Annotated in this window: 24 protein-coding genes, 1 tRNA gene and 1 riboswitch; of the genes, 7 read left to right on the top strand and 18 right to left on the bottom strand. The window is 49.0% G+C overall.

Features of this window, described 5'->3' with window-relative positions; translation table 11 throughout:
- Positions 1–72: 72 nt before the first annotated feature.
- From EWH91_RS02945 to EWH91_RS14905, 7 genes are all read right to left on the bottom strand, one after another.
- The gene (locus tag EWH91_RS02945) at positions 73–876 is read right to left on the bottom strand and encodes a putative hydro-lyase (RefSeq protein WP_129928525.1); all 804 of its coding nucleotides are present in this window, start codon (positions 874–876) and stop codon (positions 73–75) included.
- A 12-nt stretch (positions 877–888) separates the two neighbouring features.
- Positions 889–1,647, bottom strand: a complete 759-nt coding sequence (locus tag EWH91_RS02950; protein ID WP_129928526.1) for a LamB/YcsF family protein — start codon at positions 1,645–1,647, stop codon at positions 889–891.
- Positions 1,648–1,677: 30 nt separating this feature from the next.
- Entirely contained in the window at positions 1,678–2,883 is a 1,206-nt protein-coding gene (locus tag EWH91_RS02955; RefSeq protein WP_483315818.1) for an NRAMP family divalent metal transporter, read from the bottom strand.
- 160 nt (positions 2,884–3,043) lie between these two features.
- Positions 3,044–3,787 carry an amino acid ABC transporter ATP-binding protein gene (locus EWH91_RS02960; protein WP_165364228.1) on the bottom strand — a complete coding sequence of 248 codons (744 nt, stop codon included), beginning with the start codon at positions 3,785–3,787 and terminating at the stop codon, positions 3,044–3,046.
- Positions 3,788–3,805: 18 nt separating this feature from the next.
- Positions 3,806–4,498: an amino acid ABC transporter permease gene (locus EWH91_RS02965; RefSeq protein ID WP_129928528.1), complete on the bottom strand. Its 693-nt coding sequence runs from the start codon at positions 4,496–4,498 to the stop codon at positions 3,806–3,808.
- Positions 4,498–5,301 (bottom strand): transporter substrate-binding domain-containing protein, encoded by an 804-nt coding sequence (locus tag EWH91_RS02970; protein ID WP_483315816.1) that lies wholly within the window; start codon positions 5,299–5,301, stop codon positions 4,498–4,500. Before EWH91_RS02970 ends, EWH91_RS02965 begins: the two co-directional genes overlap by 1 nt.
- A gap of 110 nt (positions 5,302–5,411) precedes the next feature.
- On the bottom strand, positions 5,412–5,513 hold the full coding sequence (locus EWH91_RS14905; protein ID WP_129928529.1) for a sugar-binding domain-containing protein: 102 nt from the start codon (positions 5,511–5,513) through the stop codon (positions 5,412–5,414).
- Between the two features lie 369 nt (positions 5,514–5,882).
- Here EWH91_RS14905 and EWH91_RS02980 point away from each other — a divergent pair, with 369 nt between their 5' ends.
- The 3 genes from EWH91_RS02980 to EWH91_RS02990 all read left to right on the top strand — a co-directional run bounded on the left by EWH91_RS02980 (position 5,883) and on the right by EWH91_RS02990 (position 10,193).
- Positions 5,883–6,851 (top strand): Gfo/Idh/MocA family protein, encoded by a 969-nt coding sequence (locus tag EWH91_RS02980; protein WP_129928530.1) that lies wholly within the window; start codon positions 5,883–5,885, stop codon positions 6,849–6,851.
- 114 nt (positions 6,852–6,965) lie between these two features.
- Positions 6,966–8,462: an aldehyde dehydrogenase family protein gene (locus EWH91_RS02985; protein WP_129928531.1), complete on the top strand. Its 1,497-nt coding sequence runs from the start codon at positions 6,966–6,968 to the stop codon at positions 8,460–8,462.
- Positions 8,463–8,649: 187 nt separating this feature from the next.
- Positions 8,650–8,754: riboswitch (SAM riboswitch) on the top strand.
- Between the two features lie 134 nt (positions 8,755–8,888).
- Positions 8,889–10,193, top strand: coding sequence for an O-acetylhomoserine aminocarboxypropyltransferase/cysteine synthase family protein (locus tag EWH91_RS02990; protein WP_129928532.1), 1,305 nt, complete (start codon positions 8,889–8,891; stop codon positions 10,191–10,193).
- 79 nt (positions 10,194–10,272) lie between these two features.
- On the opposite strand, the gene EWH91_RS02995 is transcribed toward EWH91_RS02990, so the two are convergent.
- The 10 genes from EWH91_RS02995 to EWH91_RS03040 all read right to left on the bottom strand — a co-directional run bounded on the left by EWH91_RS02995 (position 10,273) and on the right by EWH91_RS03040 (position 21,505).
- Positions 10,273–11,475: an NAD(P)/FAD-dependent oxidoreductase gene (locus EWH91_RS02995; protein ID WP_129928533.1), complete on the bottom strand. Its 1,203-nt coding sequence runs from the start codon at positions 11,473–11,475 to the stop codon at positions 10,273–10,275.
- Between the two features lie 255 nt (positions 11,476–11,730).
- Positions 11,731–11,802, bottom strand: a tRNA-Glu gene (locus tag EWH91_RS03000).
- A 70-nt stretch (positions 11,803–11,872) separates the two neighbouring features.
- Positions 11,873–12,523, bottom strand: coding sequence for a deoxyribose-phosphate aldolase (gene deoC / locus EWH91_RS03005; protein WP_129928627.1), 651 nt, complete (start codon positions 12,521–12,523; stop codon positions 11,873–11,875).
- Positions 12,524–12,743: 220 nt separating this feature from the next.
- Positions 12,744–14,045, bottom strand: coding sequence for a pyrimidine-nucleoside phosphorylase (locus EWH91_RS03010; protein WP_129928534.1), 1,302 nt, complete (start codon positions 14,043–14,045; stop codon positions 12,744–12,746).
- Positions 14,046–14,060: 15 nt separating this feature from the next.
- Positions 14,061–15,254 (bottom strand): phosphopentomutase, encoded by a 1,194-nt coding sequence (locus EWH91_RS03015; protein ID WP_129928535.1) that lies wholly within the window; start codon positions 15,252–15,254, stop codon positions 14,061–14,063.
- Between the two features lie 132 nt (positions 15,255–15,386).
- The gene (locus tag EWH91_RS03020) at positions 15,387–16,358 is read right to left on the bottom strand and encodes a ketopantoate reductase family protein (protein WP_129928536.1); all 972 of its coding nucleotides are present in this window, start codon (positions 16,356–16,358) and stop codon (positions 15,387–15,389) included.
- Between the two features lie 341 nt (positions 16,359–16,699).
- Positions 16,700–17,725 carry an NAD(P)-dependent oxidoreductase gene (locus EWH91_RS03025; RefSeq protein WP_129928537.1) on the bottom strand — a complete coding sequence of 342 codons (1,026 nt, stop codon included), beginning with the start codon at positions 17,723–17,725 and terminating at the stop codon, positions 16,700–16,702.
- 472 nt (positions 17,726–18,197) lie between these two features.
- Positions 18,198–18,716: a membrane lipoprotein lipid attachment site-containing protein gene (locus tag EWH91_RS03030; protein WP_129928538.1), complete on the bottom strand. Its 519-nt coding sequence runs from the start codon at positions 18,714–18,716 to the stop codon at positions 18,198–18,200.
- Positions 18,717–19,029: 313 nt separating this feature from the next.
- Complete coding sequence (locus EWH91_RS03035; protein WP_129928539.1) at positions 19,030–20,241, bottom strand: pyridoxal phosphate-dependent aminotransferase; 1,212 nt, start codon at positions 20,239–20,241, stop codon at positions 19,030–19,032.
- Between the two features lie 151 nt (positions 20,242–20,392).
- Positions 20,393–21,505, bottom strand: coding sequence for a glycosyltransferase (locus EWH91_RS03040; protein ID WP_129928540.1), 1,113 nt, complete (start codon positions 21,503–21,505; stop codon positions 20,393–20,395).
- A 225-nt stretch (positions 21,506–21,730) separates the two neighbouring features.
- Between EWH91_RS03040 and EWH91_RS03045 the strand changes: the two genes are divergently transcribed.
- From EWH91_RS03045 to EWH91_RS03060, 4 genes are read left to right on the top strand one after another with little or no spacing between them, the layout of a single operon-like run.
- A complete protein-coding gene (locus EWH91_RS03045; RefSeq protein ID WP_206184264.1) occupies positions 21,731–22,513 on the top strand; it encodes a TIM barrel protein in 783 nt (260 codons plus the stop codon).
- Positions 22,514–22,557: 44 nt separating this feature from the next.
- Positions 22,558–23,661 (top strand): glycosyltransferase, encoded by a 1,104-nt coding sequence (locus EWH91_RS03050; RefSeq protein ID WP_129928542.1) that lies wholly within the window; start codon positions 22,558–22,560, stop codon positions 23,659–23,661.
- Complete coding sequence (locus EWH91_RS03055) at positions 23,654–24,412, top strand: glycosyltransferase (RefSeq protein ID WP_165364220.1); 759 nt, start codon at positions 23,654–23,656, stop codon at positions 24,410–24,412. The genes EWH91_RS03050 and EWH91_RS03055 overlap by 8 nt, the downstream gene beginning before the upstream one ends.
- Positions 24,409–25,560 carry a glycosyltransferase family 4 protein gene (locus EWH91_RS03060; RefSeq protein WP_129928544.1) on the top strand — a complete coding sequence of 384 codons (1,152 nt, stop codon included), beginning with the start codon at positions 24,409–24,411 and terminating at the stop codon, positions 25,558–25,560. The genes EWH91_RS03055 and EWH91_RS03060 overlap by 4 nt, the downstream gene beginning before the upstream one ends.
- A gap of 326 nt (positions 25,561–25,886) precedes the next feature.
- On the opposite strand, the gene EWH91_RS03065 is transcribed toward EWH91_RS03060, so the two are convergent.
- A complete protein-coding gene (locus tag EWH91_RS03065; protein WP_129928545.1) occupies positions 25,887–26,702 on the bottom strand; it encodes a UTP--glucose-1-phosphate uridylyltransferase in 816 nt (271 codons plus the stop codon).
- Positions 26,703–26,855 lie beyond the last annotated feature (153 nt).

The raw sequence follows: 26,855 nt of genomic DNA on the forward strand, positions 1-26,855 counted from the left end.
TGTTTGCCCTCGTACTTTGCACACTGCCGGTTGATTCGTCATGCAGTGAAAATGTACAAAGCAAAAAAAGAATTACAGAATACTGAATGTGCTATCCTTACGATCGGTGATCAACATATGACCGGGTGCATGGGTAATGGCCAATTCCGGTTTTGTTGCCATAACAGCCGCCTGCGGGGTCACACCGCAGGCCCAGAAAACGGGAATTTCTCCGCTTTTGATCGTCACAGCATCACCAAAGTCCGGATGAGACAGGTTTGCAATGCCGATCTTTTCCGGACTGCCGATATGGATTGGCGCGCCGTGAACAGATGGATAGCGACTCGTCACCTGAACAGCCCGGATCGCCTGCTTTTCCGTCATCGGACGCATACTGACAACCAGCGGGCCCTGAAAAATACCGGCGGGGCGGCAGGCGATATTGGTTTTGTACATTGGAACGTTACAGTGCTGCTCAATCTGACGCACAGGAATATCATTTTGAAGCAGTGCCTGCTCGAAGCTGAAACTGCAGCCAATCAGAAAGGAGACAAAATCTTCCCTCCAGGCGGATTTAATATCTGTTAATTCTTCACTGAGCAGCCCTTTTCGGTAAATCCGGTATTTCGGAAGATCCGTACGAATATCAGCACCGTCTGCCAGTTCCCGGACTGACGGATTACCGGTATCCAGCACTTCAAGGAGTGGACATGGCCGGGGATTACGCTGGCAGAACAGCAGAAAATCGTAGGCATACTTTTGCGGAAGAATGACCAGATTAGCCTGAGTATATCCATTCGCCAGACCACTCGTCGGTTTATCCCATTGCCCTTCCCGGATCAACTGGCGGACCTCAGCCGGATGCCGGTCAGATAATGTTGCGGAATCTATCATCATTATCGCTCCCCTTCAGTGCCAGGCGGCTATTGTCAGTCCCTGTTTTGCAAGTCCCCGGCGTATCTCAGCGGCAAAAGCCAGTGCTTTAACCCCGTCACCATGGACACAAATCGTTTCCGCGCGTACCGGAACCTTCTTTCCTCCGGCAGTTGTTACCGTTTTTTCCCTGATCATCTGCATCACTTGTTTCATCGCCTGCGCGGTGTCCGTAATCAATGCATCAGGCTGTGAGCGCGGGGTCAGTAATCCGTCAGCCTGATAGGTTCGGTCGGCAAACACTTCATGAATGACATGAAGGCCGGATCTCTCGCCGGCTTTTGCCAGATGGGTCCCATCCATTGCAAAAAGTTTCAGGGCCGGATCCACATCCCTGATCGCCTGCACCACGGCATCTGCCATTTCTTTATGACCCGAGGCCATATGATACAGTGCACCATGGGGTTTAACATGATTCAGAGCAGCCTTCTGCGCAGCAGCAACCGCCTTTAGCGCACCAATCTGGTAGACCACCATATCATAGACTTCAAGAGATGTCACCTTCATTTCCCTCCTGCCAAATCCCATGAGATCGGGTAGACCGGGATGCGCGCCAAGTGCCACATGATTTCTGAGTGCAGCCGTTACGGTCCGGTGCATCTCTGAAAAATCGCCCGCGTGAAACCCGCAGGCGATATTGGCCGATGAAATCAATGGAAGCACCTGTTGATCGTTACCGATGACGTAGTGTCCGTAACTTTCTCCCAAATCACAGTTCAGATCAATTTGAGTCATGCATCTCCATCTCCTTCCATTCTCCTTGTTTCAGAATAGATTCGAAAACCCTTTGATCACGGATTGAATGCCGGCATAGGCCATGAACACAACAATAATCCAGCCGAAAATAGAGAGCCACAGGGGATGTCTGTAAGCTTTCCCCATAATTTTCTTTCGGGTCGCTGCAATCAGAAGAATTGCCAGAGCAATCGGAAGAATCAGCCCGTTAATCGCACCGACAACAACGAGAACTTTTGCCGGGTTCCCAATAAAATAGAAAACAGCGGTCGAAAAGATGATAAAGAAAATAATCAGATAAGGACGGATCCTTTTGAAAATACTGTTGTTATCCTCAGATTTAGAATAATCCAGAAAGGACACTGATGTAAAGGTCGACCCAAGAACCGAGGTCAGACTGGCTGCAAACAAAATGATGCCGAAGAACTTATAGCCAAAGTCCCCCGCAGAATGTTGAAAAATACTGGCCGCCGGATTAAGCGGATTGAGTTTATATCCGTCAGCGATTACGGCTAATGCGGCCAGAAACAGCATGATGCGGACGACAGAGGCAACGCTGATCCCGGTCAGAGCGCCACGGTTAATATAAGGAATACTCTCTTTTCCCCTTAATCCACCTTCGAGCAGCCGGTGACCACCGGAGAAAGAGATATATCCCCCGACGGTCCCGCCAACAATGGTGACAATTGAATAAAAGTCAAGGGTTGTCGGAACAAATGAACGGGTGATGGCTTCACCCGCCGGAGGGGCATTGACGGCCAGAATATAGACCAGTAACAGAACGGTAATCACGGCGAGTACCTGAACGGTCCGATCCATCACCGTTAACGCATGACGCACAAGAAAAATCACCAGAGCAATGATCCCGCCGATTAATGCCCCGTTTTCCGGTGTCATGCCAAAGAGTACATTAAAGCTCAGGCCGACACCGCCAACGTTGCCAATATTGAACGTTAATCCGCCGATGACAATCAGAACCGTCAGCAGAAAACCGAGACCGGGGACCAGATCATTAGCAATCGTCTGCGCTTTTTTCCCGGATATGACGATGATCCGCCAGATATTCAGCTGAACGCCTATGTCCACTAAAATACAGACTAATATGGCAAATCCAAAGTCCGCGCCAAGCTGCCCGGTAAAAGCTGCTGTTTGTGTCAGAAAACCGGGACCCACTGCCGACATGGCCATGAGAAAGGCAGCTCCCATAGCCACATTCATGGCCTGTCTCTTATTTATCTCCAAATCAGTCACCTCCGTAATAAAATATATATAAGCGATTATACCTGATTGCAGGCATGTCTACAAACAGGAATTCGGATACCAGGTTCGGTCTGCCGCCATTTCACGTATAAAGAAAAAAGTCCGGAAGGTTTTCCGGACTGCCAGTCTAAACAGATTACATATTTTTCAGCACTCTGCTGAGGAATTGCCTGGTCCGTTCATGCTGCGGATGATTGAAAACAGCTTCAGGCGTCCCCCGTTCCAGGATCATCCCGTCATCAACAAACAGCACTTCATCCGCTACCTTTCCGGCAAACCTCAGCTCATGTGTCACAATGACCATCGTCCATCCGTCTTTTGCCAGGTTTTTCATGACACCCAGGACATCGGAAACCAGTTCCGGATCCAGGGCAGAAGTTGGTTCGTCAAAGAGCAGCAGTTTCGGCTTTAGAGCAACCGCCCGGGCAATACCGACCCGCTGCTGCTGTCCGCCGGAAAGCTGATACGGATACTTATCCCTGTGCTGCCCAAGACCGACTTTTTCCAGGATCTCATTTGCCTCCTGAATGGCTTCCTTTTCAGGTTTCTTCTGGACCTGGACAGGTCCCTCGATCACATTTTCCAGGACCGTTTTATGCGGAAACAGGTTGAAACTCTGGAAAACCATGGCTGATTTACGCCGGATGGTTCTGATCATCTTCTGATTGATCGGCTGACCGAATCTGACCTGCAGATGATCAATCTGCAGCTGACCCTTCTCCGGCACCTCGAGCAGATTAAGACTGCGCAGAATGGTCGTTTTCCCCGATCCGGACGGGCCTATGATAACCAGGACCTTTCCCTCATCAAGTGAGAAATCAATGCCCTTGAGTACCCGTTTACCTGAGAATGATTTTTCGATGCCGCTGACCTTGAGCAGCATATTCATCCACCTCCATTAATTCCGTTCCGTAAACCGGTCGAGTCTTGACTCAATGCGTCCCTGTATAATGGAAAGCACGAAACAGAATAGCCAGTAAATCAGCGCCGCTTCGGAATAGAGCAGCAGAAAATCATAACTCGTCGCGGTAATTTCCTGAGCTCTCCGGAATAGCTCCGTTACCGTAATCGTGGAAGCCAGTGACGTATCTTTAACCAGACCGATAAATGTATTCGACAAAGGCGGAATCGACACACGAGCTGCCTGGGGCAAAATAATCCGACGCAGCGTCTGGGCATAACCCATCCCAATTGTATAGCCGGCTTCCCACTGACCCCTCGGCACCGAAAGGATCGAAGCACGGATCGTCTCAGCTGCATAACCGCCGACATTCAGCGACAGAGCAATGATTGCCCCCGGAAAGGGGCTGACTCTGATTCCAAGATCAGGCAGTCCGTAGAAAATGATCGCCAGCTGAACAAGCAGCGGAGTCCCGCGAATAATTGAGATATAGACCCGGGCAATACGCTGTAGCAGCCAATTATGCGACAGACGGAAAATGGCCATACAAATTGCGATGATCAATCCGAAGAAAAAGGAAATCACAGCCAGCGGCAGGGTATAGACTAACCCTCCCTGCAGAAGCGGCCAGAAAGACTGCGCAGCCAGCTCCCAGTCTATGGTGATCGTGCCTGTTACAAGGGAAAACATTATTTACTGATATCCTTTCCGAAATATTTTTCGGATATCTGCTTTAATGTCCCATCTTTCTTCATCGCTTCAAGCTGCTCTGAGAGCACCTTATCCAGCCCGCTGTCTTTCACTACCGGAAAAGCAATGTCAGCTGCATTTGACGGGATAACGGCGGCTATCTTCAAATTCTTATCCCCTGTTGTTTTAAAGTACTGCAGGACCGCTCCCTGATCGTTAACAGTCGCTTCAACTCTGCCCTGACTGACCAGTTTCAGGGCTTTTGACAAATCATCCTGACCCGTGATGACCGCTCCTGCCTTTTTCGTCATTTCACCGTAATTGCTTGATAACCCCTGAGCAACTTTGACACCCTTCAAATCTTTAAGTGCATTTATTTTATGATTGTCCTTTCTTGTGACAATGACGGACTGTGATGTCGAATATGCCCTTGAAAAGTCATATTTTTTCTGACGGTCTGGCGTCACTCCGACATCATTGGCAATCGTATCGAATCTTTTCGCATTCAGTCCGGCAAAAAGAGAATCCCAGTTTGATTCATTAAATGCTACTTTGACACCCATCCGTTTTCCTGCTTCACGGATCACATCTACGTCAAAGCCGACCAGTTTATTGCTTTTACTGTTATGGTAAGTATAGGGCGCGTAAGTCCCTTCCGTTCCAACTTTGAGAACGCCCCGCTCCCTGACCTGATCGGCAAGATTTCCAGTTCCTGCATCCGATCCGTTGTCCTGACCACATGCGGCAAGCGCTGCAGCCAGAACAATAAGTATGATGCCTGTAAATAATTTCTTCATGATCATTTCGTTCCCTTCTGAGGCGGAAGTACTTCATTCCGAGTAAATAGATATATTTTGTCAACTTCTTGATTTTAACATCCATTAAGTAGAGAGAACAAGTCTTCCGATCCAGGTTAATCTGCCCTTTCAAGAATGGCACGGGCGGCTTCGTCGGTCGTCACAAGCGTATTCATGTACCTGCCTCGCAGGGCTCCGAGACCCCCGGCTGCTTCCACCGTCGTCCGCTATCTCCCCAGTTCACCGGCAATGGCATTCTGTGTCATATTTTGTTCATAATACATCCTCGCAATTCTGATTAAAAGTGATTTGTCACTGTTTTTTCTCATCACAACACATTCCGCACTCTGTAAGTCACTTTCAATCCATCAGAGAGGAGGTTCTCTCTCTTTGACACTACCATGCAGCAAAGTTATACTTTAACCGTTATTTTGCACCTATTACTCCATTTTGCACATTCTTCCAATTTCAAGGGGAAGGGTGCTACGGGTCACGATACGTTAAAAAAATCCTGCGCGCCGGCTGCTGCAGGATTGAAAGGGCGGCATGCGCCTGATCAGAAAACACCATATGAGGTGATCACAATAATGAAGGAACTGAAGTGGGCCATCCTTGGCCCGGGAAGAATTGCTGCTGAATTTGCCGATGCGATACACGCGGCCGGTGGAACGATTTACGCGGCCGGGTCGCGAAACCTGGGACGGGCCAAAGCTTTTACAGAACAGCATCATATTGAAAAAGCCTACGGGAGTTATGATGAGATGCTTGCGGATCCTGATATCGATGTGATTTATCTTTCGACCCCGCATTCCAGCCATTACGCGTATCTTCTCAAATCCCTGAGGCATGGGAAGCACGTTTTATGTGAAAAGGCGATTACAGTCAGCAGCAGACAGCTTGATCCGGTCGTCCGTCTGGCTGAAGAAAAAGGGCTGATTGTGGCCGAGGCCATGACGATTTTTCATATGCCACTGTACCGGAAATTACGGGAAATAATCAACAGCGGGAAAATCGGTACGGTGAAAATGGTCAATGTCACCTTCGGAAGTCTGAAACCGTATGACGTCAGGAACCGCTTTTTCAGTAAGGATCTTGCCGGAGGAGCCCTCCTGGATATCGGCACATACGCTCTGTCCTTTGTCCGTTCCTTCCTGTCGAGCCAGCCTGATCAGGTACTGACGGCAGTGAAAAAATTCGAGACAGGTGTCGATGAGTCATCAGGCATTATCCTGAAAAATAAAGATCACGAGATGGCAACAGTCACATTAACCATGCGGGCCAAACTGCCCAAGCGCGGTATTGTCACAGGGGACAGAGCCTATATTACAGTTGACAATTTCCCCCGTGCTGATCAGGCAACCCTGACTTATCCTGATGGCAAGGTAGAAACGATCGAAGCCGGGAGCACCGCTCATGCCATGGTCTATGAATTCAACGATATGAACGCTGCCGTTCGGGGTGAACGTGTCGAAAAAACGCTGCCTCTGACACGGGATGTGGTGGATATCATGACGCAGGTACGTGATCAGTGGGGCATTCGTTATCCGTTTGAATAATACAGACACATCCGGATCAGCGGCTGAGCAAATATTTTCTCATTTTCTAAAAAGTAGATTAGAATGAAAGCGTAAACAATATAACTCTATTACGAGAAAGGGATGTTACTGTATATGAGCATTCAAAGTACAGTTCTGGAACATGCAGTCGACACAGATTATAAATTATATATCGGGGGGAAATGGGTCGATGGTTCAGACGGGCGTAAGATAACCAGTTACAACCCCAGTACCGGTGAAAAACTCGCCGAATTCGTAAATGCGAGCCACGAAGATGTAGATGCCGCGGTAGAGGCAGCTACAAAAGCATTTGAAACATGGAAAACAGTTGGTATTCAGGAACGAAGCACCCTTCTTCTGAAAATTGCCGACCTGATTGATGAAAATGCCGATCATCTGGCACTTGTGGAAACACTGGACAACGGGAAACCGATCCGTGAAACAAAATATGTCGATGTACCGTCGGCTTCAGACCACTTCCGCTATTTCGCAGGTGTGATCCGTTCTGAAGAAGGAACAGCAAAAGCTCTGGATGAAAATACATTAACGATTAACCTGAAGGAACCGATCGGAGTTGTCGGTCAGATCGTTCCTTGGAACTTCCCGTTCCTGATGGCTGCCTGGAAGATCGCCCCGGCGATTGCAGCAGGAAACACAGTCGTCATTCATCCGTCATCTTCAACATCACTGAGTCTGCTCGAATTTGCCAAACTGCTCGATCAGGTGCTTCCGGCCGGCGTTGTTAACGTTGTGACAGGCCGCGGCTCAGATTCCGGTGATTATATGCTGCATCACCCGGGATTTGCTAAACTGGCATTCACCGGATCCACTCAGGTTGGCTATGAAGTGGCTGATGCTGCAGCAAAGCGCCTGATTCCGGCTACTCTGGAACTTGGCGGCAAGTCGGCCAATATCTTCTTCGACGATGCACCATGGGATCGCGCTATCGAAGGCGCCCAGCTCGGCATCCTGTTCAACCAGGGTCAGGTATGCTGCGCAGGCTCCCGCCTCTTCGTTCAGGAAGGAATTTATGATAAATTCCTGGCCGCTCTGAAAGATGCATTTAATAAAGTTAAAGTCGGACTGCCGTGGGAAGACGGCGTTCAGATGGGCGCTCAGGTGAATAAACGTCAACTGGAAAAAATCCTTGATTATGTAAAAATCGGCCAGGATGAAGGTGCTAAGCTGGTCACCGGTGGTAAAAAGCTGGAAAACGGCAATCTGGGCAAAGGTGTATTTATGGCACCGACGCTGCTTGCTGATGCAACAAACGACATGAGAATCGCTCAGGAAGAAATTTTCGGGCCGGTTGCTACAGTCATCAAGTTTAAAGATGCGGACGAAGTCATCAAACTGGCTAACCAGTCGGATTACGGCCTTGGCGGCGCCGTATGGAGCAGCAATCTGAACACGGCCCTTAAAGTTGCCCGCGGTGTCCGTACCGGCCGTATGTGGGTTAACACATACAACCAGCTGCCTGCCGGTGCACCTTTTGGCGGTTACAAGAAATCCGGTATCGGCCGTGAAACCTACAAGAGTATTCTGGATGCTTACACCCAGACAAAGAACATTTTTATCAGTACAAAGGAATCCACTGAAGGTCTGTATTGATTGTGCCTGTCGGGCAGATACATGCCTTTATAAAGGGAAAGAGCATGATGCTCTTTCCCTTTTTTGCATCACAAGTCCGGGATTCCCGATCGGCACCCGATCCAATTAATATAAAAACTACCGAATTACTTGTTATTTTGTATTGACAAAAATCAAAAATGGGAATAAACTGAAATCAATTAAATAAATCTTATCAAGAGTGGCGGAGGGACTGGCCCTGCGAAGCCCGACAACCAGCACGGCAATCGTGTATGGTGTTAATTCCAGCAGATTAAATTCTGGCAGATAAGAAAAGAATCGGCGAAAAAGCTGCTTTCCTCTCTGCGGGAAGCAGCTTTTTCATACAGCAGCTCTTTCCAATCTGTAACTCTTTCCGATCTAAGATTTTATTTAATGAAAAAATTAAGGGTATAGGGAGAGATTAAGATGGCAGAAGAAAGAAAATTTGGTTTTGAAACATTGCAGGTGCACGCCGGACAGGTACCGGATCCGGCAACCGGCGCCCGGGCGGTTCCGATTTATCAGACCAGTTCATTTGTTTTCAAAGATGCGGATGAGGCTGCGGATTTCTTCCAGTTGAAAAGGCCGGGCAATGTTTATGCCCGTATCATGAACCCGACAGAAGATGTATTTGAAAAACGTATCGCCGCCCTGGAAGGCGGCGTTGCCGGGCTGGCAACCGCCTCAGGCCTTGCCGCGATCGTCTACTCGGTGCTGAATGTTGCGAGCAGCGGCGACAATATCGTTTCCGCAAGTACGCTATACGGCGGTACTTATGAACTCTTCTCCGTCACCCTGAAGAAACTCGGCATTACCGTTAAATTTGTAGACCCGGATGATCCGGAAAACTTCCGAAAAGCGATTGACGATAGAACAAAAGCTGTTTACGGTGAAACGATCGGCAACCCGAAGATCAATATACTTGATATCGAAGCAGTCGCAAAAATTGCCCACGAAAATAAGATTCCGTTTATTATCGATAACACATTCGGGACGCCTTATCTGATCCGTCCGATTGAATATGGGGCCGATGTCGTTGTTCATTCAGCGACAAAGTTCATCGGTGGCCATGGTACAGCAATCGGCGGTGTCATTGTCGACGGCGGTAAATTCGACTGGCGGGCAAGTGGCAAATTCCCTGACTTTACAGAACCAGACAAGAGCTACGGTGGTCTTGTTTATGCGGATCTCGCTCCGGCTTCATTCGCTGCGAAGGCCCGTGTTCAGCTGCTCCGAAATACCGGCGCAACCATCAGCCCGCAGAACGCTTTCTACTTCCTCCAGGGGCTTGAATCCCTCTCGGTCCGTGTTGAACGTCATGTTCAGAACGCACGCAAAGTGGCTCAGTTCCTGAACAATCACCCGAAGGTCACCTGGGTCAACTACCCTGAACTGGAAGGGAACCCGTACCGCGAACTGTCTAAAAAATATCTCCCGAAAGGTCCCGGTTCAATTTTCACATTCGGCGTAAAGGGCGGTCTGGAAGCCGGCAAAACATTAATTAACAATGTCAAACTGTTCTCACTGCTTGCTAACGTTGCCGATGCGAAATCACTGATCATTCACCCGGCAAGTACAACACATGCCGAACTGACACCTGAAGAGCAGGCGGTTGCAGGCGTCACACCGGATCTGATCCGTGTATCGATCGGTATTGAAGATGTAGATGATATTATCTGGGATCTGGATCAGGCCCTTGCCAAAATCCCTGAACCGGTCAGCAGCAAGTAATTACGCTATTTAATCGGACATCATATAAAACAGCCCGCCCTGTTTTTTGACAGAGCGGGCTGTATTTTTGTACACCTCATTATTTGCTGAAGCTGAATCTGCCTTTTTTCAGCATCGTTTCAACACCACCGACTTTTGCCAGAGAGCGGTTTTCAATGACTTTTTTCATAAATGAAGCCGGGTAGCCTTTGAGATTTTTCCCCATCACTTCACCCATTGCATCATTCCTGCCCAGCGAGCAGACGGTTCCCTTGCATTTATAAACAAAAGCTTTTACGGGCCGATTTTCGATACGTGCATGCAGGTTACATGCTGCACAATCTGCCTGCTGCAGAGCAATCTGGGCTGTTGTGGGATAGGGATGGCCGCTTTCAGGATCGATTACTGCCGAGCAATCGCCGATAATCATGATATCCGGATAGCCGGGCACTGTCAGATCGTCGTTAACCCGGACACGTCCGCGCTTCTGGTTGAATCCGGAGGCCTCAATGACTGAGCTCCCGCGAACCCCTCCTGTCCAGATAAATGTGCCGGCATGAATGACATGCATTTCATTGCCATTTCGATAATAAATGTGACCGGGAACCAGCCGGTTGACCCGTCCAATCACAAACTCAACACCGCGCGCGAGCAGTTTTCGTGTCCCATAATCAGCCAGCTTACGATCGAACATCGGCAGCACATGGGGACTCGGCTCGATACAGATCACACGTACCTTTTTCGGATGGATGCCAAATCGACGGGCAAGCACAGGCAAACGGTTTGTAAGCTCCCCAAGAAGTTCAAAGCTGGTGAACCCCGCACCTCCAACCACAATGGTCAGATGTTCCTCCTCCTTATCCTGCTGCCAGGCATCAAACTGATCTGTGATATGTTTGCGAATCCGTTCAACTGACGGAATATCCGAAATAGCCAGGGCGTGTTCATGAATCCCTTCAATACCAAAAGTCTCTGACTCAAATCCGAGTGCAATCAGCAGGTAATCATATTTTACCGGCGGACGCTCTTTGAGAATGACCTGCTTTTCCTCTCTGTCGACACGGAGCACGGTATCCTGAATGAATGCTGTCTGCTTCCGGTCAATGACATAATCAATCGGATAACAGATTTCCCGGGCATCCGAGGAACCCGCAGCCACTTCATGAAGAGAGGTCGTTTCACAATGATAATTATTTTTATTAATTAACACGAGACTGGCATTGATATGCATGTTCTGCAGTTTTTTCAATGTCCGAAGCCCACCATAACCTGCACCAAGAATAACAATTCTTTTTTTCTTCATTATTGTTCGTTCCCTTCCGTACAATCTGATATAAATAGTTGATTCATCAGAGAACCGCAATGTGAAATTTATCACGTCACAAATTGTTCACATTTGATCCACCTTTATTTTATCGCGAATTGCAAACGCTTTCAACTCTTATTATCAAATACCTGACGATTGGGAGATTGCCGGCGTTTCCAGAGATTTTGAATACACAAAAAGTCACTCTGCACGATGAAACGTCAGCAGAGTGACTTTTTTTAAATATAAGTATAAGGCGTACGGGAATTGAACCCGTGATCATGGAATGAGAATCCATTGGCTTAACCACTTGCCCAACGCCCTATCATATACCCTATTAAGGGCACGACAAGGATTATAGCATACATGACCCTCATTTTTCAAGTCCCGGATTTTATTTTTCCGTTACGATTTTAACGCCTGAGCTTGCGCCAATTCTTGTTGCCCCGGCAGCGATCATCGCTTCAGCTTCCTTCCTGGTATGGATACCGCCGGCTGCTTTAACACCCGCGCGTGCCCCGACAGTCCTGCGCATCAGCGCCACATCTTCAACAGTTGCCCCGCCGGTTGAAAATCCGGTTGAGGTCTTTACATAATCCGCACCGGCCTGAACTGCCAGTCTGCAGGCTTTTTCCTTTTCTTCGCGGGTAAGCAGACACGCTTCAATAATCACTTTGACCAGCACTTTTCCCTTCGCTGCCCGGACAACGGCTTTAATGTCATCAAGGACCCTGTCCTCGCGGCCACTTTTCAGCGCGCCGATATTGATGACCATGTCAACTTCGTCCGCACCATTCTGCACGGCATCAGTCGTCTCAAACGCTTTCGTCTGAGCCGTTCCCGCCCCAAGCGGGAAGCCGATGACCGTACAGACATGGACATCTGATCCGGCAAGCTGTTGTGCTGCAAGGCTGACCCAGTAAGGATTAACACAGACCGAGGCAAAACCGAAGCGTCTGGCCTCCCCGGTCAGTTTCTCAATATCCTTCTCTGTGACATCTGCCTGAAGTGCCGTTTGATCGATATATTTTGCCAGATTCCCCATCTGAAATCGCTCCTTCAATTGCCTTTATCCCACATGAACCGCATGAACGGGCAGGTCCACTTCAGGGTCATGGGAGTAAACAAACATGCCCGGGTGGAGGATCACTGCCCGCAGCAGCCTGATGGGTTGGTTCAACGAACAATCAGTGGCGGATGCGCGCAGGCAAAAAACGAGGGCGTCCTGTGCATCCGAAAAGCCCACTACTTATTGAAATTTCACTTTATTCAGTAATAATCCGGTGAATCAGTGGCGGCTCGGCAGACTCTGGTCCGATCTCAATTGCCTGATAGAGTCCGGCTTTCACCTCATCGATCGTCTCGGTGTCGGTATGAATCGTCAGCAGCGCGTCTCCCTTTCGAACCTGATCACCTATTTTCTTATGCAGTACGATGCCGGCATCATAATGAATGGCATCCCCCTTTGCCGCTCTTCCTGCGCCCAGCTGCATCGCGGCCAGACCGATCCTCTTCGCATGCATCGCTGTGATCCGCCCTGAAGACCGTGCCGGAAGGTCAATCTGGTATTTAGCAGACGGTAAGAGCTCAGGATGATCGATCACATCAGGATCCCCGCCCTGATTGACGATAAAGCTTCTGAACTTCTCCAGTGCCCGGCCGTTCTTCAGTGACGCCTGTAGTCTCCTGCGCGCTTCATCTGCATCTGATGCGGCACCGGCGAGCATGACCATTAAACTGCCCAGTGTCAGAACCAGCTCTTTCAGATCTTCCGGGCCGCGTCCTTTCAGTGTGTCAATCGCTTCTTTAACTTCCAGCGCATTACCGACTGCAAAACCAAGCGGCTGCGACATGTCTGTAATCACTGCCGCCGTTTTCTTTCCGACATGCTGCCCGATATGAACCATTGTTTCCGCAAGACGCGCAGCGCCCCTTTCATCTTTCATAAACGCGCCGTTACCCATTGTGACTTCCAGAACAATGGCATCGGCCCCGGCAGCTATTTTCTTACTCATGATCGAACTTGCGATCAGCGGTACGGACTCAACCGAGCCAGTCACATCACGGAGTGCATACAATTTTTTATCGGCCGGTACAAGGGCACTGCTCTGACCCGTCACGGCAATCCGGTTGTTATTGACCAGTTCGACGAAGCGTTCAGGGGTCAGTTCAATATGAAAACCGGGTATTGATTCGAGTTTATCTATTGTACCCCCTGTAAAACCAAGACCGCGTCCGGTCATTTTAGCCACCGGCACCCCGACTGACGCAACCAGAGGAGCCAGAACGAGCGTCGTCTTATCACCGACGCCCCCGGTTGAATGCTTATCAACCTTAATACCCTGAATACCGGAGAGATCAACTGTTTCACCGGAATGAACCATAGCCAGGGTTAAGGCCGCAATCTCTCTGTCTGTCATATCTCTGAAATAGACAGCCATTGTAAAGGCGCTCGCCTGATAATCGGGAATTGTGCCATTGACATAACCATCAATGAAAAAACGAATCTCCTGCGGTGTCAGTTCATATCCGTCTCTTTTTCTAGTAATGATATCGACCATACGCATGTGATCAGCTCCGTTTCATTTCAGTTCTCCGAGAAAACTGCGACCCGTTTTCGGAAGCGGCACAGCAAAATTTTCAGCTACCGTGGCACCCATATCAGCAAAGGTTTCCCGGACAGGCAGCGCTGCTCCTTCCGAAAAACGGGGTGAAGTCACAAGAAGCGGGACGTATTCACGTGTATGGTCCGTGCCTCTGAAGCCGGGATCATTTCCATGATCGGCTGTGATCATCAGCAGATCATCAGGCTGCAGTCTTTCCAGCACATCGCGAAGCTGATGATCAAAGGCTTCAAGTGCTCTGCCGAATAAAACAGGTTCCCGGCGATGTCCGTATTTGGCGTCGAAGTCAACAAGATTGGTAAAACTGAGTCCATGAAAATCCTGCTCAAGCACACGTATCAGACGATTCATTCCATCTTCATTGCTGACGGTGTGCCAGCCCTTCTTTATCCCGTGCCCGCTGAAAATATCATTAATCTTACCGATAGCGAGCGTATCAACCCCTGCTTCAAGCAGGCTGTCCAGTACTGTTTTCCCTGACGGCTCCAGCGTCAGATCGCGCCGGTTCGCCGTCCGCTCGAAACGGTCTGCCCGATCACCGATGTACGGCCTTGCGATCACCCGACCAAGGCGGTACGGTTCATCAATCGTCAGTTTGCGGCTATAAGCACAGATATCATAAAGTTCCTCAAGCGGGATGATATCTTCATGTGCGGCAATCTGCAGCACAGAATCTCCCGAGGTGTAAACAATCAGTTCTCCGGTTTTCATCTGACGCTCGCCAAATTTTTTAATAATTTCCGTTCCGCTTGCCGGTTTGTTCCAGATCACCTTTCTGCCACTGTACTTCTCGATTTTTTTTATCAATTCATCAGGAAATCCATCAGGAAACGTATGCAGAGGAGTCATGACGGGCAGCCCCATCATTTCCCAGTGGCCATCCATGCTGTCTTTCCCTGCGGAAACTTCATGCATTTTTGTAAAAAAGGCGACGGGATGCTCCTGAACCGTTACCCCCCTGATCGGTTTGTCCGGTCGAATGTTGGAGAGTCCCAGCTTCTCCAGCTCAGGGACGTTTAAGCCTCCCATTGCTTCTGCAGTATGCCCCAGTGTGTCGCAGCCTCTATCGTGATACTTTTCCGCGTCCGATGCTTCGCCAATACCCACCGAATCCAGCACAATAATATGGATCCTTCTGAATTGATCTGCCATATGTTCCTCCTGTATATGCATCGGGCAGCATGGCCCGATCATTTTATTTTTTCACTCCTTCATATTTTACTCTAACCGGAAAAAAGCCGCAAAAAGGCTCCGGAACTGGCAGGCCCGGAGCCTTTTCATGGATTAACCGGCACTGGCTTTGACAGGATCATCATATTTTCGCGAAGCTTCCTTGAGATGAACAAGATCAACCAGCATCGAGTGATAAGGCGCTTTCAGTCCATGCTTTTCAGCCAGACGGACAATGGCTCCATTGATGTAATCTACCTCGGTCGGTCTGTTGGTTGACATATCCTGATGCATCGACGGATAATGCAGCGGGTTGGAAACTCTTGAAACATACATGACCTGTTCCACCAGTTCATCCCGCGTCACTTCCAGTTTGATACCTTCAGCATCCGTTGCTTCATACGCTTCATAAATCAGCCTTCGGGACATTTCCTCCGCATTCTTATAGGCCGCAAACTGTCCCATCTTAATATTCATTAACGTACACAGCGTGTTCACCACAGAATTGAAAACCAGTTTGGTCCAGACGGTCCCCAGATAATCTGTCTTTACAGTCGGATGCATCAGCGCTTTCTCCATTTCATCGGCCACTTTATAAATAAAGGCATCCGGTTTACCTTCTCTTCTGACGATGTGGACATGACCCGTCCCACGCTTGCCGACAAAGTCCACTTTTCCCGGTCCCTTCATGACGGTTGCGATCATGGCTGTTCCGGCAATGATCTTTTCCTTGTCCACAAACTGAGCAATATATTCAGCGCCGCCAAAGCCGTTCTGATTGGTCAGAACATAGGTGTTTTTCCCGATAAAGTGGCGGCAGCGTTCCATCATTTCGACCGTATGCATGTCTTTAATAAAGACAATGGCGAGTTCCGGCGTTTCGTGGTATTCCTCAGGATAAGAGACTCTGACTGGAACCAGATGGGGGTTTGCTCCGTCTCGGGTAACCACCACACCCCCATTTTTCTTAATGGCTTCAACATTTTGTTCCCATGTGTCAACAAACTGGACATCATTCCCTGCTTCCTGCAGCAGGACACCATATCTCAGGCCCATGGCACCCGCTCCAATGACAACAATCTTCATTCTGTTTCGTCTCCTTTTTCTTATATTTTTGAGAAAAATAAAGCCCCATCCCGTAACTTTGGATGGGGCTTTTCGGACCCCGTACAGATGCGAACAGGACCCGGCAGAGTATCATCGATTTCAGATGATCTTTGTCAGGTCCTGACTAATCAACAAGACTCGATTTTCGCTTTTTTCTGTACGGAACATAACAAACATCCCTTGTGAAACAATTTTTAGTGAGTGTTGTTATTTTAACCAGAAAGTAATGGTTTGTCAATAAAAAAGATTAAGAATATTTGCATGAGCAAAAAAACGGCTGGACCTGTATTCAGGTCCAGCCAGGATTATCCGGATAATTTTTATTTTTTCGCAGGTTCAGGAAGCTTGACTTCTGCTCTGCCAAGGTCCCCGCCGTTGAGTGCCTTGTTAAAGTTATCGTAGCTGGTGGAGATCATGTTGGAAACTGCTTCGTCAGTCATAGCGGCAACATGCGGCGTAATCAGGACTTTCGGATACAATTCGACAAGTTCTTTGATCGTTGCGTCGGGGAATGTTTCACCCTTGGAGAAGTCCTTACCGAAGAAACGGGCTTCATCAGTCAGAACGTCTGCACCGAATCCTTTCAGTTTGCCGCTCTTGATCGCCTTGACAACAGCCGCTTCATCAACCAGTTCACCACGGGCTGTATTAACCAGAATAGCACCGTCTTTCATTTTGCTGATGAAGTCATCGTTAACAAAGTTCTCGTTCTTTCCAGGGAAGTAGGGGAGGTGCAGGCTGACAATATCCGACTCAGCAAGCAGGTCATCCAGTTCCTTGAATTCAACCAGTTTCTTGGCAAAATCACTCTGGAAAATATCATAGCCCAGCAATTTTGCACCGAGACCCTTGTACAATTCAGCCTCTACGCAACCGATGTGGCCTGTGCCGACAATACCGACTGTGCTTTTACGGATTTCGTGGCTGAACATTGTTTCCGTCACTTCGAAATTCAGCTTTGCTGTTCTGCCGGTTGTATAAACCGTGCTGCGGCTCAGGGATGTCCCGAGCGATACAGCCAGTTCAGCAATAGCGTTCGGAGAATATGCCGGAACGCGGGCAACCACCTGACCGAAGTCTGCAGCAGCCTGAAGATCAATGTGGTTAAATCCGGCTGTACGTGTGAAAACATATTTAATTCCGAAATCTTTGAATTTCTTCAGGTTTGCACGGTCAGCCAGGCAGTTAACGAAGAGCAGCACTCCGTCAAAACCCTTTGCGAGATCACCGTTATCAGCAGTCAGAAGATCATTGACCAGTTTTACTTCATAACCATATTTGTTCAGTTCACCATACAGGTGTTCTTCGTAAGGTTCAACGCCATACGCAATGATTTTAAAAGCCATGCCTAAACATCCTCCCAGAATTTTTATTCTTCACCCGACGCTTCTGAGCACCGGGCTGTAAGCACCTTCACCTGTGAAAACCATGCTACGTGATCGCCTTCACAAGATTAATAATGAGCCGTCTCTACATTCCAAGACCAGTCAGTATTTACCGGCTGCTTTTATTCTTCTCCAGTAAGGAAAAAAATATCAGAAAGCAACCCTCTACAGTAAAAATTATACCATCGACCTTATCAGGCAGCAATGAATCACAACGGATTAAAAGTGATGTTTTTGTGAAAATCGGGCTGTTTTTTGTCCAGCTAATCCGGCTTCTGAAATAAAATTTGAAACGATACCAACAGATCCCCTGAGGCATGAACAAAAAAAAACACGCCGTTGTGTTTTTAATTTGAATCCCATTCCTCTCATTATTAAAATAATGAGTTTCCTGGAGGTTACGAATAATAAAACATCCGGTGGCGTATGCCGGTTAATGGGTCAGTTCCTTATATTCGTTGCTGACAATATCAAGCTTTGTCACCCTGCCGCTGTCTTTATCGTACCGGAAAAAGCCAATGGAAGGCGCGGTAGAAGGATCTGCAGCAGGGTCATCGGAATGATTTTCCCGGAGTTCAATAGAATAAAAGGCCCCGTCATCCTGCACTTCCGCATAGACCTGATCCAGTGTATATCCCGCAGCCTGAACAACCGCCTCCAGTGCGTTCTGCTTCTCAGATTTGCCTGAACTTGAACTTACCGACTCACCCTCAGATGAGGCAGCCGTTTGCTCTTCAGAGGATGAAGCTTCGGAAGCGGCGGACTGATCCGAAGATGAAGCATCGGAAGAAGCCGAACGATCCGGAGAGATCCCTTCAGATGAGGAGCTCTTCACCGTGGATGATGTCTGATCGCCGGTGGCAGATTCTCCGTCACGCGTCTGCGTGTCGGCCGCACAGGCGCTGAGCATCAGCATAGCTGCCGCTGACAGGACAATAATGATTTTTTTCATAAGAACCACTCCCGTCGGTTAAATAGGATTTCAAGGCGTTTCGTATCGCGTCCTCTGTGCTGCAGGCAGCCCGGTCAGTATTCCAGTATTCCGGATAACCCGGATAACCGATCTATCAGGAACAGATGACAGCTGTTTCAGCGCATCTATGTAAAGAGACAGACCCTTGCCTGTGCTCAGGTGATTATCGGATGTGCACCGGCTGAATTGCTCCCCGTCCGCATTTTCCAGAGTAAACAAGGTTCTCTTTCAGCAGAACGCCAGTACGCCAAAGAGACGCTTATCTTTTACATCGGCCTGATGCCCCTGATTTTCAAGCCTGACCGCTCCGTTCCCGGATCTGCCGATACTCCGCTGCCAGTTTTCTGAACGCGGGAAGCGACCGTCTGACCTTTTCTGTCGACATGCAGTAGGCCATTCGGAAATAACCGGGGCATCCGAAGCTGTCCGCCGGAACCAGGATCAGATCATATTTGAGAGCGCGTTTACAAAAAGCAACTGCATCCTCTTCCGGAGCTTTAGGGAACATATAAAAGGTCCCGCCCGGTTTTACACACGAGAAACCGAGGCCGGTCAGTTCATGATAAAGGATGTTCATGTTGGTTTCATAAACCGACAGGTCGGCAGTCAGATCAGCCACCTCCGCCACAGCCAGCTGAATAATCGAAGGCGGACAGTTATGGCCGATCCCTCTTGAAATCTGACCGCACATCTCAACGATCAGCTTGGCGTCACGGCAGGCGGGGTTAACTGCGACATATCCGATCCGCTCCCCCGGAAGCGAGAGTGATTTACTGAATGAGTAACAGGTAATGCTGTTGTGGTAAAATCCGGCCACGTAGGGTGCATCAACTCCCTTAAAGACAATCTCCCGGTACGGTTCATCTGAGATCAGGTAAATATCATGGCCATATTCCCTCTCCCTGTCCTCGAGGAATGCGGCCAGCTTCTTAATGGTCTCTGTTGAATAGGTGATGCCGGACGGATTGTTCGGTGTATTAATCAGGACAGCCATCACTTTTGATGAGAACATTTTTTCAAACTCTTCGAAGTTGATCTGAAAAGTCTCGGTATCCGGTGGAACAATCTTCAGAACCGCCCCGGTCTTATTGACATAGGGATTATACTCCGGAAAATAGGGGGCGAAGGTGATCACTTCGTCACCGGGGACCGTGACCGCGCGCAGGGCATGAGCAACTGCTCCCGCCGCCCCGGAAGTCATAAAGATATGCTCCTTCCGATACTCCAGTCCGAAACGTCTCCTTAATGAAGCAGCTATTTTCTCCCGTACTGATGTAATCCCGAGGCTCGGACTGTAGCCGTGTACAGCCACCGGATCATGACTCGTCGCCAGTTCCACCAGTTTATCGGTAAAAGCCTGCGGAACCGGTACGGAAGGATTACCGATCGTGTAATCGAAGACATTCTCCCGGCCAATCTCTTCTGAGCGCCGCGTTGCGTATTCGGCCAGTTCACGAATAACTGATTTCTTCCCGATCATGGCTTTATATTCCTGATTGATCATTTTTTTGTCTCCTCTGCCCTTTTAATTCGGTTCTTATGCTATTATACCTGTCTTCGGGCAACCCTGGGAAGTCCGCAGCGGATATCTGAGGACAGAGAGGACAGACACGGGCAGAAAACCCCCACGGATTGAAGTTTCACTTTATTACAGGTTACCGCGAGGGGTGAGGAGGTTGATCAGGAACAGAAAATGGGGTGATTTTTAATATCTCCCGGTACACATCCGGTAATTCCTTCAGTGTACATCCTGACAACATGTTCATGCTTTTAGCCACCACGTCTGCACCGATAACCGGGACCGTACGGCATGTTTTTGTAAAATGCGCTTTCTGACTCATCAGCTCGGCGATACGGACCTCCAGATCCCGCGGTGTCATCCGATTGTCGGCCAGACAGATATCCGAACCGGTCAAATCACGGAGCATCTTGTTTTTCGCTTCACGCTCCTTTGTATCCGCAGGCAGAGCAAGAAGCGGCGTCCCTGTCGAAATACAGTCCATCAGGATGCCCATCCCGGGCTTACTGATAACCAGATCCGCCGCATGAATCAAATTCCGTCCGTTAGCGAATAAAGGGGCCCGGACCCTGTCATCATGAAACATAAAGTCCCCGCCCTCAAGCTGGCCGCCGATCACAATCCGGTACGGCCGCACATGAATCTGATCGATTTTTTTGTACCATTCATTGATGAATTTATATCGGAAACGCCCGGCTCCCCCGCCCATCTGGATGAGGATAAAAGGCTCGTCTTTCTGAAGACCCAGCCTTTTCTTCACTTCTTCCGGTGATTGAGTAATATCCCGCGCGATGATCGGAATCGGCACATAACAGGTGGACAGCTGAGGAACATATTCCGGTTGCAGGATGTTGATGTGGAAAAAGATATCCGTGGATTCCCGGGCAATCCCGCGGATCTGTCGTTTGAACTTTCTGGCCTGCTCCGTATCCTCTTCTGAGTCGAAAAGATCACTGTGGTAAACGCCGCCGATAACCGGCCCGGTACCGGTACGTTCCTTTTTCAGAAAGCGTATTTCATCCCTCCAGTCATGCATGACCAGGCCGGCATTCAGAAGCGTTTCAGCCTTCTTCTGAGGGTTGATATAACGCTCGATCTTTCCGTGTGTGAAATTTGAGTGAAGCCATTCATGTGACTTTTTAAAAGCGTAGACGGTTACCGGTTCATCACTGATCTCCGCAAACCGGGCAAGATTAGCCACACACTTATTCAGATGGCCCAGATTCCGCCCCACAACATAGTGAATCACACCGAACACTCCTTCCTCTGTCAATCTGCTTTTTCTATCCTATGATTCGTCTCGTCTGATGCATACACTTATGGACTGCCGCTCAGAGAAAAATTGCAGGATCAGATGCATCACGGACCTGACGGGGGAACATTTCCGGATGGTCATGAATACAGTTATGATGAACTTTCCTGCGTGCACAGAGTTGAAACCAGGCAGGAAAAATTGCGGAAACGGGGGCGGGTTATGCCATTTATTCGTTTAAAATGCGGTCTGGATTCCCGGCAATTAGCCGACCGGTTGAAGTATCTGCCGGAGATCATTGAACTTCAGCTGACTGAAGAAGATTTACAGAAGCCGCAGGAATTGCTGGATACCCTTTTTCAGTTAAAACAGGCGGGGATCAAAGTCTATTTACATCAGCCCGTGACCTGCAGGCAGATCAGGCTGGACATCATGAGCCGGAATCCGGAAATCACCAGCTATTATCAGTGGTCATGCAGGCGCCTTGCCGATTTGTGCCGGCGGGCAGACGTTTTATGCGTGATTCATGCACACTACTCCCGATCCGAAAGTTCGCTTCTCAGCGGCCGTTCTGCGAGTCGAAACATGAGGACCCGTATTGAAAAGCTGGTTCAGAACGACGGCGACTGTTTTCTCTGGGAGAACACAACAGCCGGCCTGTTCTCTTTTGCCAACCCGTATGCCCTCTCCGAAATCATTGAGCCGCTGCATCTCGCACTCTGCCTGGATATCAGCCATGCCTTCATTTCTTTAAAAGGGAGCAACCGCAGGCTGAAGCAAGTGACAGAACAAGTCGAGAAGCAGGTGCGTTACTTCCACCTTGTCGACAGTGCAGGCAAACGACATGATGCCCTGCCGCTGGGCAAGGGAAAAATTGACTGGATCAATCTGAAACCTCTTTTGATACACAAAGATTTTATCTTTGAAATCGGCTTAAAAGATAACAATGACTGCCGGCCGATGATTGAAAGTGCACAGTATTTCAGCCGTTTACCTTCTGCCTGACTGGCGACATGCGATGCAAAAAATACGGAAAGTGGTGATATCCCGTGCGCAAGGTAGCCGTCATACGGAACTGGTTCTTACCCATCAGTGAGACATTTATCTATTCAGAATTAATTGATTTGAAAACCTACACGTCGGTGGTCTGCTGCAAGAAAGAAATGAATCGGAAAAATTTCCCTTTTGATCCGGTTTTCATCTACAGGACGACAGATGAATTAAAAGAGATCCTCGCAAGAGAACAGGTCGATCTGATTCACGCACGGTTCGGTGTAACGGGAGCCGAGCTGCTGGATATCCGGCAGGAACTGGACATCCCTGTACTGACTTCATTCCATGGCTTTGATCTGCCGACGAATGTCCGATCGATGGAAAAGTATGATGGACGTCTGGAGCAGCTGTTTTCCGAAGGGGATGCCTTTACGGCAACCTCAAATAACATGAAAAAGATTCTGGTGAAGTACGGGTGCCCGAAACAGAAAATACACGTTCATCACAGTGGCATTAACATCAAACAATTTCCATTCCGGCATACCCCCGTCCCCATAGATGGATCGATCACCCTCCTTTCTGTCGGACGGCTTGTGAAAAAAAAGGGGATGAAGTACCTGATCGAAGCCTTCCAGAAGGTGCATCGCGAGTTCCCTGGCACCAGACTGCGCATTGTCGGCGATGGCAAGCTGCGTTCCGATCTGGAAAATCTGGTCAAAGGACTCAAATTAGAACATGCCGTTACTTTTTCGGGTGCTCTGTCATATGAAGATATTGTCAGGGAAATGCAACAAGCCCACTTGTTTGCACTGGCCAGCACCAGAACACCTGATGGAAATCAGGAAGGGATACCCAATGTATTAAAGGAAGCCATGGCATCCGGACTGCCTGTCGTCTCAACAAAGCATGCGGGCATTCCCGAACTGGTAAGAAACAGAGAATCCGGGATTCTTGTCCCTGAAAAAGACCCGGATGCGCTTGCCGAATCACTGATCTGGCTGATCCGTCACCCGGACCGGTGGCGTAAGATGGCAAAAAAAGGAAGAAAGACGGTAAAGCGGCAGTTCAATGCCGAGCGCCAGATCGACGAACTTGAACGCATTTATGATTCTGTTCTTGAAAAAGGGAACATGCAGGGAAAGGAGCGCACCGATGACTGAAATCAGTGTCATCATCCCAACTTATAACCGCGGAGCTTTTACTGTCGCGGCAGTGAAAAGCGTATTAGCCCAGTCTTACAGCGATTATGAGATTATTGTGGTAGATGACGGCTCAACAGACGATACCCGTGATCTGTTAAAAGCTTTTGGAGATAAAATTCGCTACATTTATCAGGAAAATAAAGGGCCTTCTGCTGCACGGAATGCCGGGATCCGTCTCGCCAGAGGCAACTATATCGCCCTCTGTGATTCCGACGACCGGTTCCTGCCGGATAAACTGGAAAAACAGATGGCCTTCATTCACGAACACCCTGAGTGCCGTTTTCTTTACAGCTGGTACTATAATGTCAATGAAAAAGGCAAAAGAACCAAGCTGCGTAAACCCCTTACCTGTAAAAGCCGGGAGCATCTGCAGTATTGCCTTTTTTCACGTAAATTTACCATCCGGACATCGACACTGCTGGTTCATAAAGCCTGCTTTGACAAAGCCGGACTGTTCAATGAAGACTACTGGTATTCCCAGGACTGGGATATGTGGCTGCGGCTTGCTGAGTATTACCGCGGTTACTGTCTTGAAGAACCTTTGTGTGAATACTGGCTTCACGGTGAGAACCGAAGCAGTCTGAGCATCCGGATCCACCATCCGGAAATACGGGATCATACCCTGGCATTATATGGCTGGGACGATAAGCGTCTGATCGAACTGGACAAAAAATACGGGAAGAAAAAAAGTAAGGGGAAAGCGCGATGAAGATCGCCTTCATCTGTTCCGACCGGGGGCCGTGTCCACCGGTTAAAGGGGGAGCCATCCAGCTTCTGATTTCAAAGATTGCTCCGCTGATTGCCCGATCTCACGATGTGACCGTGTTTTCCATTACCGATCCGGCACTCCCTGTCCATGAAAAGTCCGGCGGAGTGACCTGGATCCGCTTTGACCGGTCTGTTTTTTTTCCGCACGTCTGTGAAAGCATCAGAGCTGGGGCATTCGATCTGATCCAGGTTTATAACCGTCCCGGGTGGCTCGCTGAACTTCGCCAGGCTGCGCCTGATGCCCGGCTTTTCCTGTCTCTGCATAATCTGATTTACGACACGCTGAAAATGGATCGTCACCTTGCGGCAGGCTGTTTGCAGGAAGCCGATCAGGTGCTGACTGTCAGCCGGTTTGTTGCTGAGGATACGGTCGCGAAATTCCCCGGACTTGAAGAAAAAACACATGTCCTTTATACAGGGGTGGATACAAACGAGTATGCACCTGTATGGTCTGAGAAAGGGAAGGAATGGCGGAACCAGATCCGGGCGCGTTATCAGATCGCCGGTGATGAACGGGTACTGCTCTTCGTCGGAAGACTGGTATCTGAGAAGGGCTGCCACCTGATTCTGGAAGCCATGAAGGAACTCTCTGAAACATCCGGCCGGGTCAGATTACTCATCGTCGGAAGTAAATGGTATGCGGACGATGCACCGAGCGGCTATATTGAGAAACTGAAACAGGCAGCCGATGAACTCGAGGAGCGAGTGGTCTTCACATCCTATGTTCCTGTTGAGGAAATTCCGAAATATTTTGCCGCATCAGATATCTTTATTTGTCCCTCCCAGTGGAAGGAACCGCTCGCACGCGTACACTATGAAGCGATGGCTGCCGGCCTGCCCGTCGTCACCACCGCACGCGGGGGAAATCCGGAATTATTTCTGAACGATGGAGCTGCAAAGATCATCAGGCGTTATAAGGATCCCCGAGCCTTCGCACAGGTGCTGAACCCGCTGCTGGCCGATCCGGATCTGGCCGATCAAATGGGCCGGGCCGGAAGATCAAAAGTGGAAGAAATCTATAATTTTCAGCGGGTCGCAGATGAACTGGAAACCTTGTATCAGACTGTTACGAAAGTGGCTGAGAAATAAAGTGAAACGTCAATCAGTGGGGGGGTTATGGACGCAGGACGTGCCCGTGCAGGCGTTGCGACAGGGCGTCCTCACTTTCAGCCGGCGTCATCCCCGCTGATTGTTCGTTGAATCCATCGGGCTTCTGCGACCCAGGCCTGTTCGCTCATCCCCACGACCCTGAGAGAGGGTACGCCCGTTCATGCGGGATAAACCGAATAAGGAAAAACGGATCCGCACCCGGAACCGTTTTTTGTTTTATAAATTTTTGCGGAAAACAGCATCAGAAAAACTAAGCCTCTGGCGGCGCTGCGATCTGCCGGCCGGAAAAGCTTTTTTTCAATCAATTATTTTCCCTTGTGATCTGCATGCTGCCGGTACATCTGCCGCTGTAAATCAATGTACTCTTTTTCAGAGGCCACATCAAATCTTTGTCCCGAAATCACCTTACCATAGCAGGGCTGTGCAGCCAGCAGTTCCTGGATCCCGGCGGTTAACTGAATCTCTCCTCCGTGATCAGGCTGAACCTTTTCCAATGCAGCCATAATCTCCGGAGTAAAAACATATCTGCCGATGATCGCATGGCTGGACGGCGGATTCTTCTGAGGTTTTTCCACGACCCCTTTAATAGCAAAAAGATCATTCCGAATCGGATCACCGTCAATCACACCATAATTTTTCAACTGCTCTTCTTCGACTTCTTTCAAACCGATAACAGAGCCATGCTCTTCCTGATAAACATCGATCAACTCTTTGATTCCTTCGCCAATAACCAGATCATCCGGGAGCAGGACGGCAAAAGGATCATTCCCGATAAAATGCTGACCCAGACGGATCGCCTGCCCCAGCCCTCCGGCAAACGGCTGGCGCGTATAAAGAATCTGAACGTCAGGACGTTTCACTTTAGACAGTAAGTGTAACTTGTTCGCCCTTTGCAGATACATTTCAAGTTCAAGCGACTCATCAAAATAATCTATGATCATATTCTTGGAACGGGAAACAATCATCAGAATCTGCTCGATGCCTGCAGAGACGGCTTCTTCCACAACGTACTGAATAGAGGGTTTGTGATGAATCGGAAACATTTCCTTAGGGATGACCCTGGTAATCGGAAGACTTCTTGTACCATATCCGGCAGCAGGGATAATCGCTTTCCTGACCATTTGTGTTCCCCCCTTCTTTGCCAGAATGCTATATCTTATTCGCAGGCATACAAGCGGTCACTGCGTTTTCCTCTTTTTCATAAATTCACTGCAAACAGGCGATTCCAACCCTGTATTTAGACGATTGTACGGGACAATCCGCAGCTTTGATTA

The organism is Sporolactobacillus sp. THM19-2, assembly GCF_004153195.1.
Classification (GTDB): Bacteria; Bacillota; Bacilli; order Bacillales; family Sporolactobacillaceae; genus Sporolactobacillus.

Bases quoted from the DNA above. Each gene is read 5' to 3' on its own strand.
- EWH91_RS03030 (WP_129928538.1), bottom strand. From the start codon at position 18,716: ATGAAAAAAATCATTATTGTCCTGTCAGCGGCAGCTATGCTGATGCTC.
- EWH91_RS03045 (WP_206184264.1), top strand. From the start codon at position 21,731: ATGCCATTTATTCGTTTAAAATGCGGTCTGGATTCCCGGCAATTAGCC.
- EWH91_RS02980 (WP_129928530.1), top strand. From the start codon at position 5,883: ATGAAGGAACTGAAGTGGGCCATCCTTGGCCCGGGAAGAATTGCTGCT.
- EWH91_RS02995 (WP_129928533.1), bottom strand. From the start codon at position 11,475: ATGAAGAAAAAAAGAATTGTTATTCTTGGTGCAGGTTATGGTGGGCTT.
- EWH91_RS03015 (WP_129928535.1), bottom strand. From the start codon at position 15,254: ATGGCAGATCAATTCAGAAGGATCCATATTATTGTGCTGGATTCGGTG.
- EWH91_RS02945 (WP_129928525.1), bottom strand. From the start codon at position 876: ATGATGATAGATTCCGCAACATTATCTGACCGGCATCCGGCTGAGGTC.
- EWH91_RS02990 (WP_129928532.1), top strand. From the start codon at position 8,889: ATGGCAGAAGAAAGAAAATTTGGTTTTGAAACATTGCAGGTGCACGCC.
- EWH91_RS02985 (WP_129928531.1), top strand. From the start codon at position 6,966: ATGAGCATTCAAAGTACAGTTCTGGAACATGCAGTCGACACAGATTAT.
- EWH91_RS03055 (WP_165364220.1), top strand. From the start codon at position 23,654: ATGACTGAAATCAGTGTCATCATCCCAACTTATAACCGCGGAGCTTTT.
- EWH91_RS02970 (WP_483315816.1), bottom strand. From the start codon at position 5,301: ATGATCATGAAGAAATTATTTACAGGCATCATACTTATTGTTCTGGCT.
- EWH91_RS03025 (WP_129928537.1), bottom strand. From the start codon at position 17,725: ATGGCTTTTAAAATCATTGCGTATGGCGTTGAACCTTACGAAGAACAC.
- EWH91_RS02965 (WP_129928528.1), bottom strand. From the start codon at position 4,498: ATGTTTTCCCTTGTAACAGGCACGATCACCATAGACTGGGAGCTGGCT.
- EWH91_RS03035 (WP_129928539.1), bottom strand. From the start codon at position 20,241: ATGATCAATCAGGAATATAAAGCCATGATCGGGAAGAAATCAGTTATT.
- EWH91_RS03020 (WP_129928536.1), bottom strand. From the start codon at position 16,358: ATGAAGATTGTTGTCATTGGAGCGGGTGCCATGGGCCTGAGATATGGT.
- EWH91_RS03060 (WP_129928544.1), top strand. From the start codon at position 24,409: ATGAAGATCGCCTTCATCTGTTCCGACCGGGGGCCGTGTCCACCGGTT.
- EWH91_RS02950 (WP_129928526.1), bottom strand. From the start codon at position 1,647: ATGACTCAAATTGATCTGAACTGTGATTTGGGAGAAAGTTACGGACAC.
- EWH91_RS03010 (WP_129928534.1), bottom strand. From the start codon at position 14,045: ATGCGTATGGTCGATATCATTACTAGAAAAAGAGACGGATATGAACTG.
- EWH91_RS03065 (WP_129928545.1), bottom strand. From the start codon at position 26,702: ATGGTCAGGAAAGCGATTATCCCTGCTGCCGGATATGGTACAAGAAGT.
- deoC (WP_129928627.1), bottom strand. From the start codon at position 12,523: ATGGGGAATCTGGCAAAATATATCGATCAAACGGCACTTCAGGCAGAT.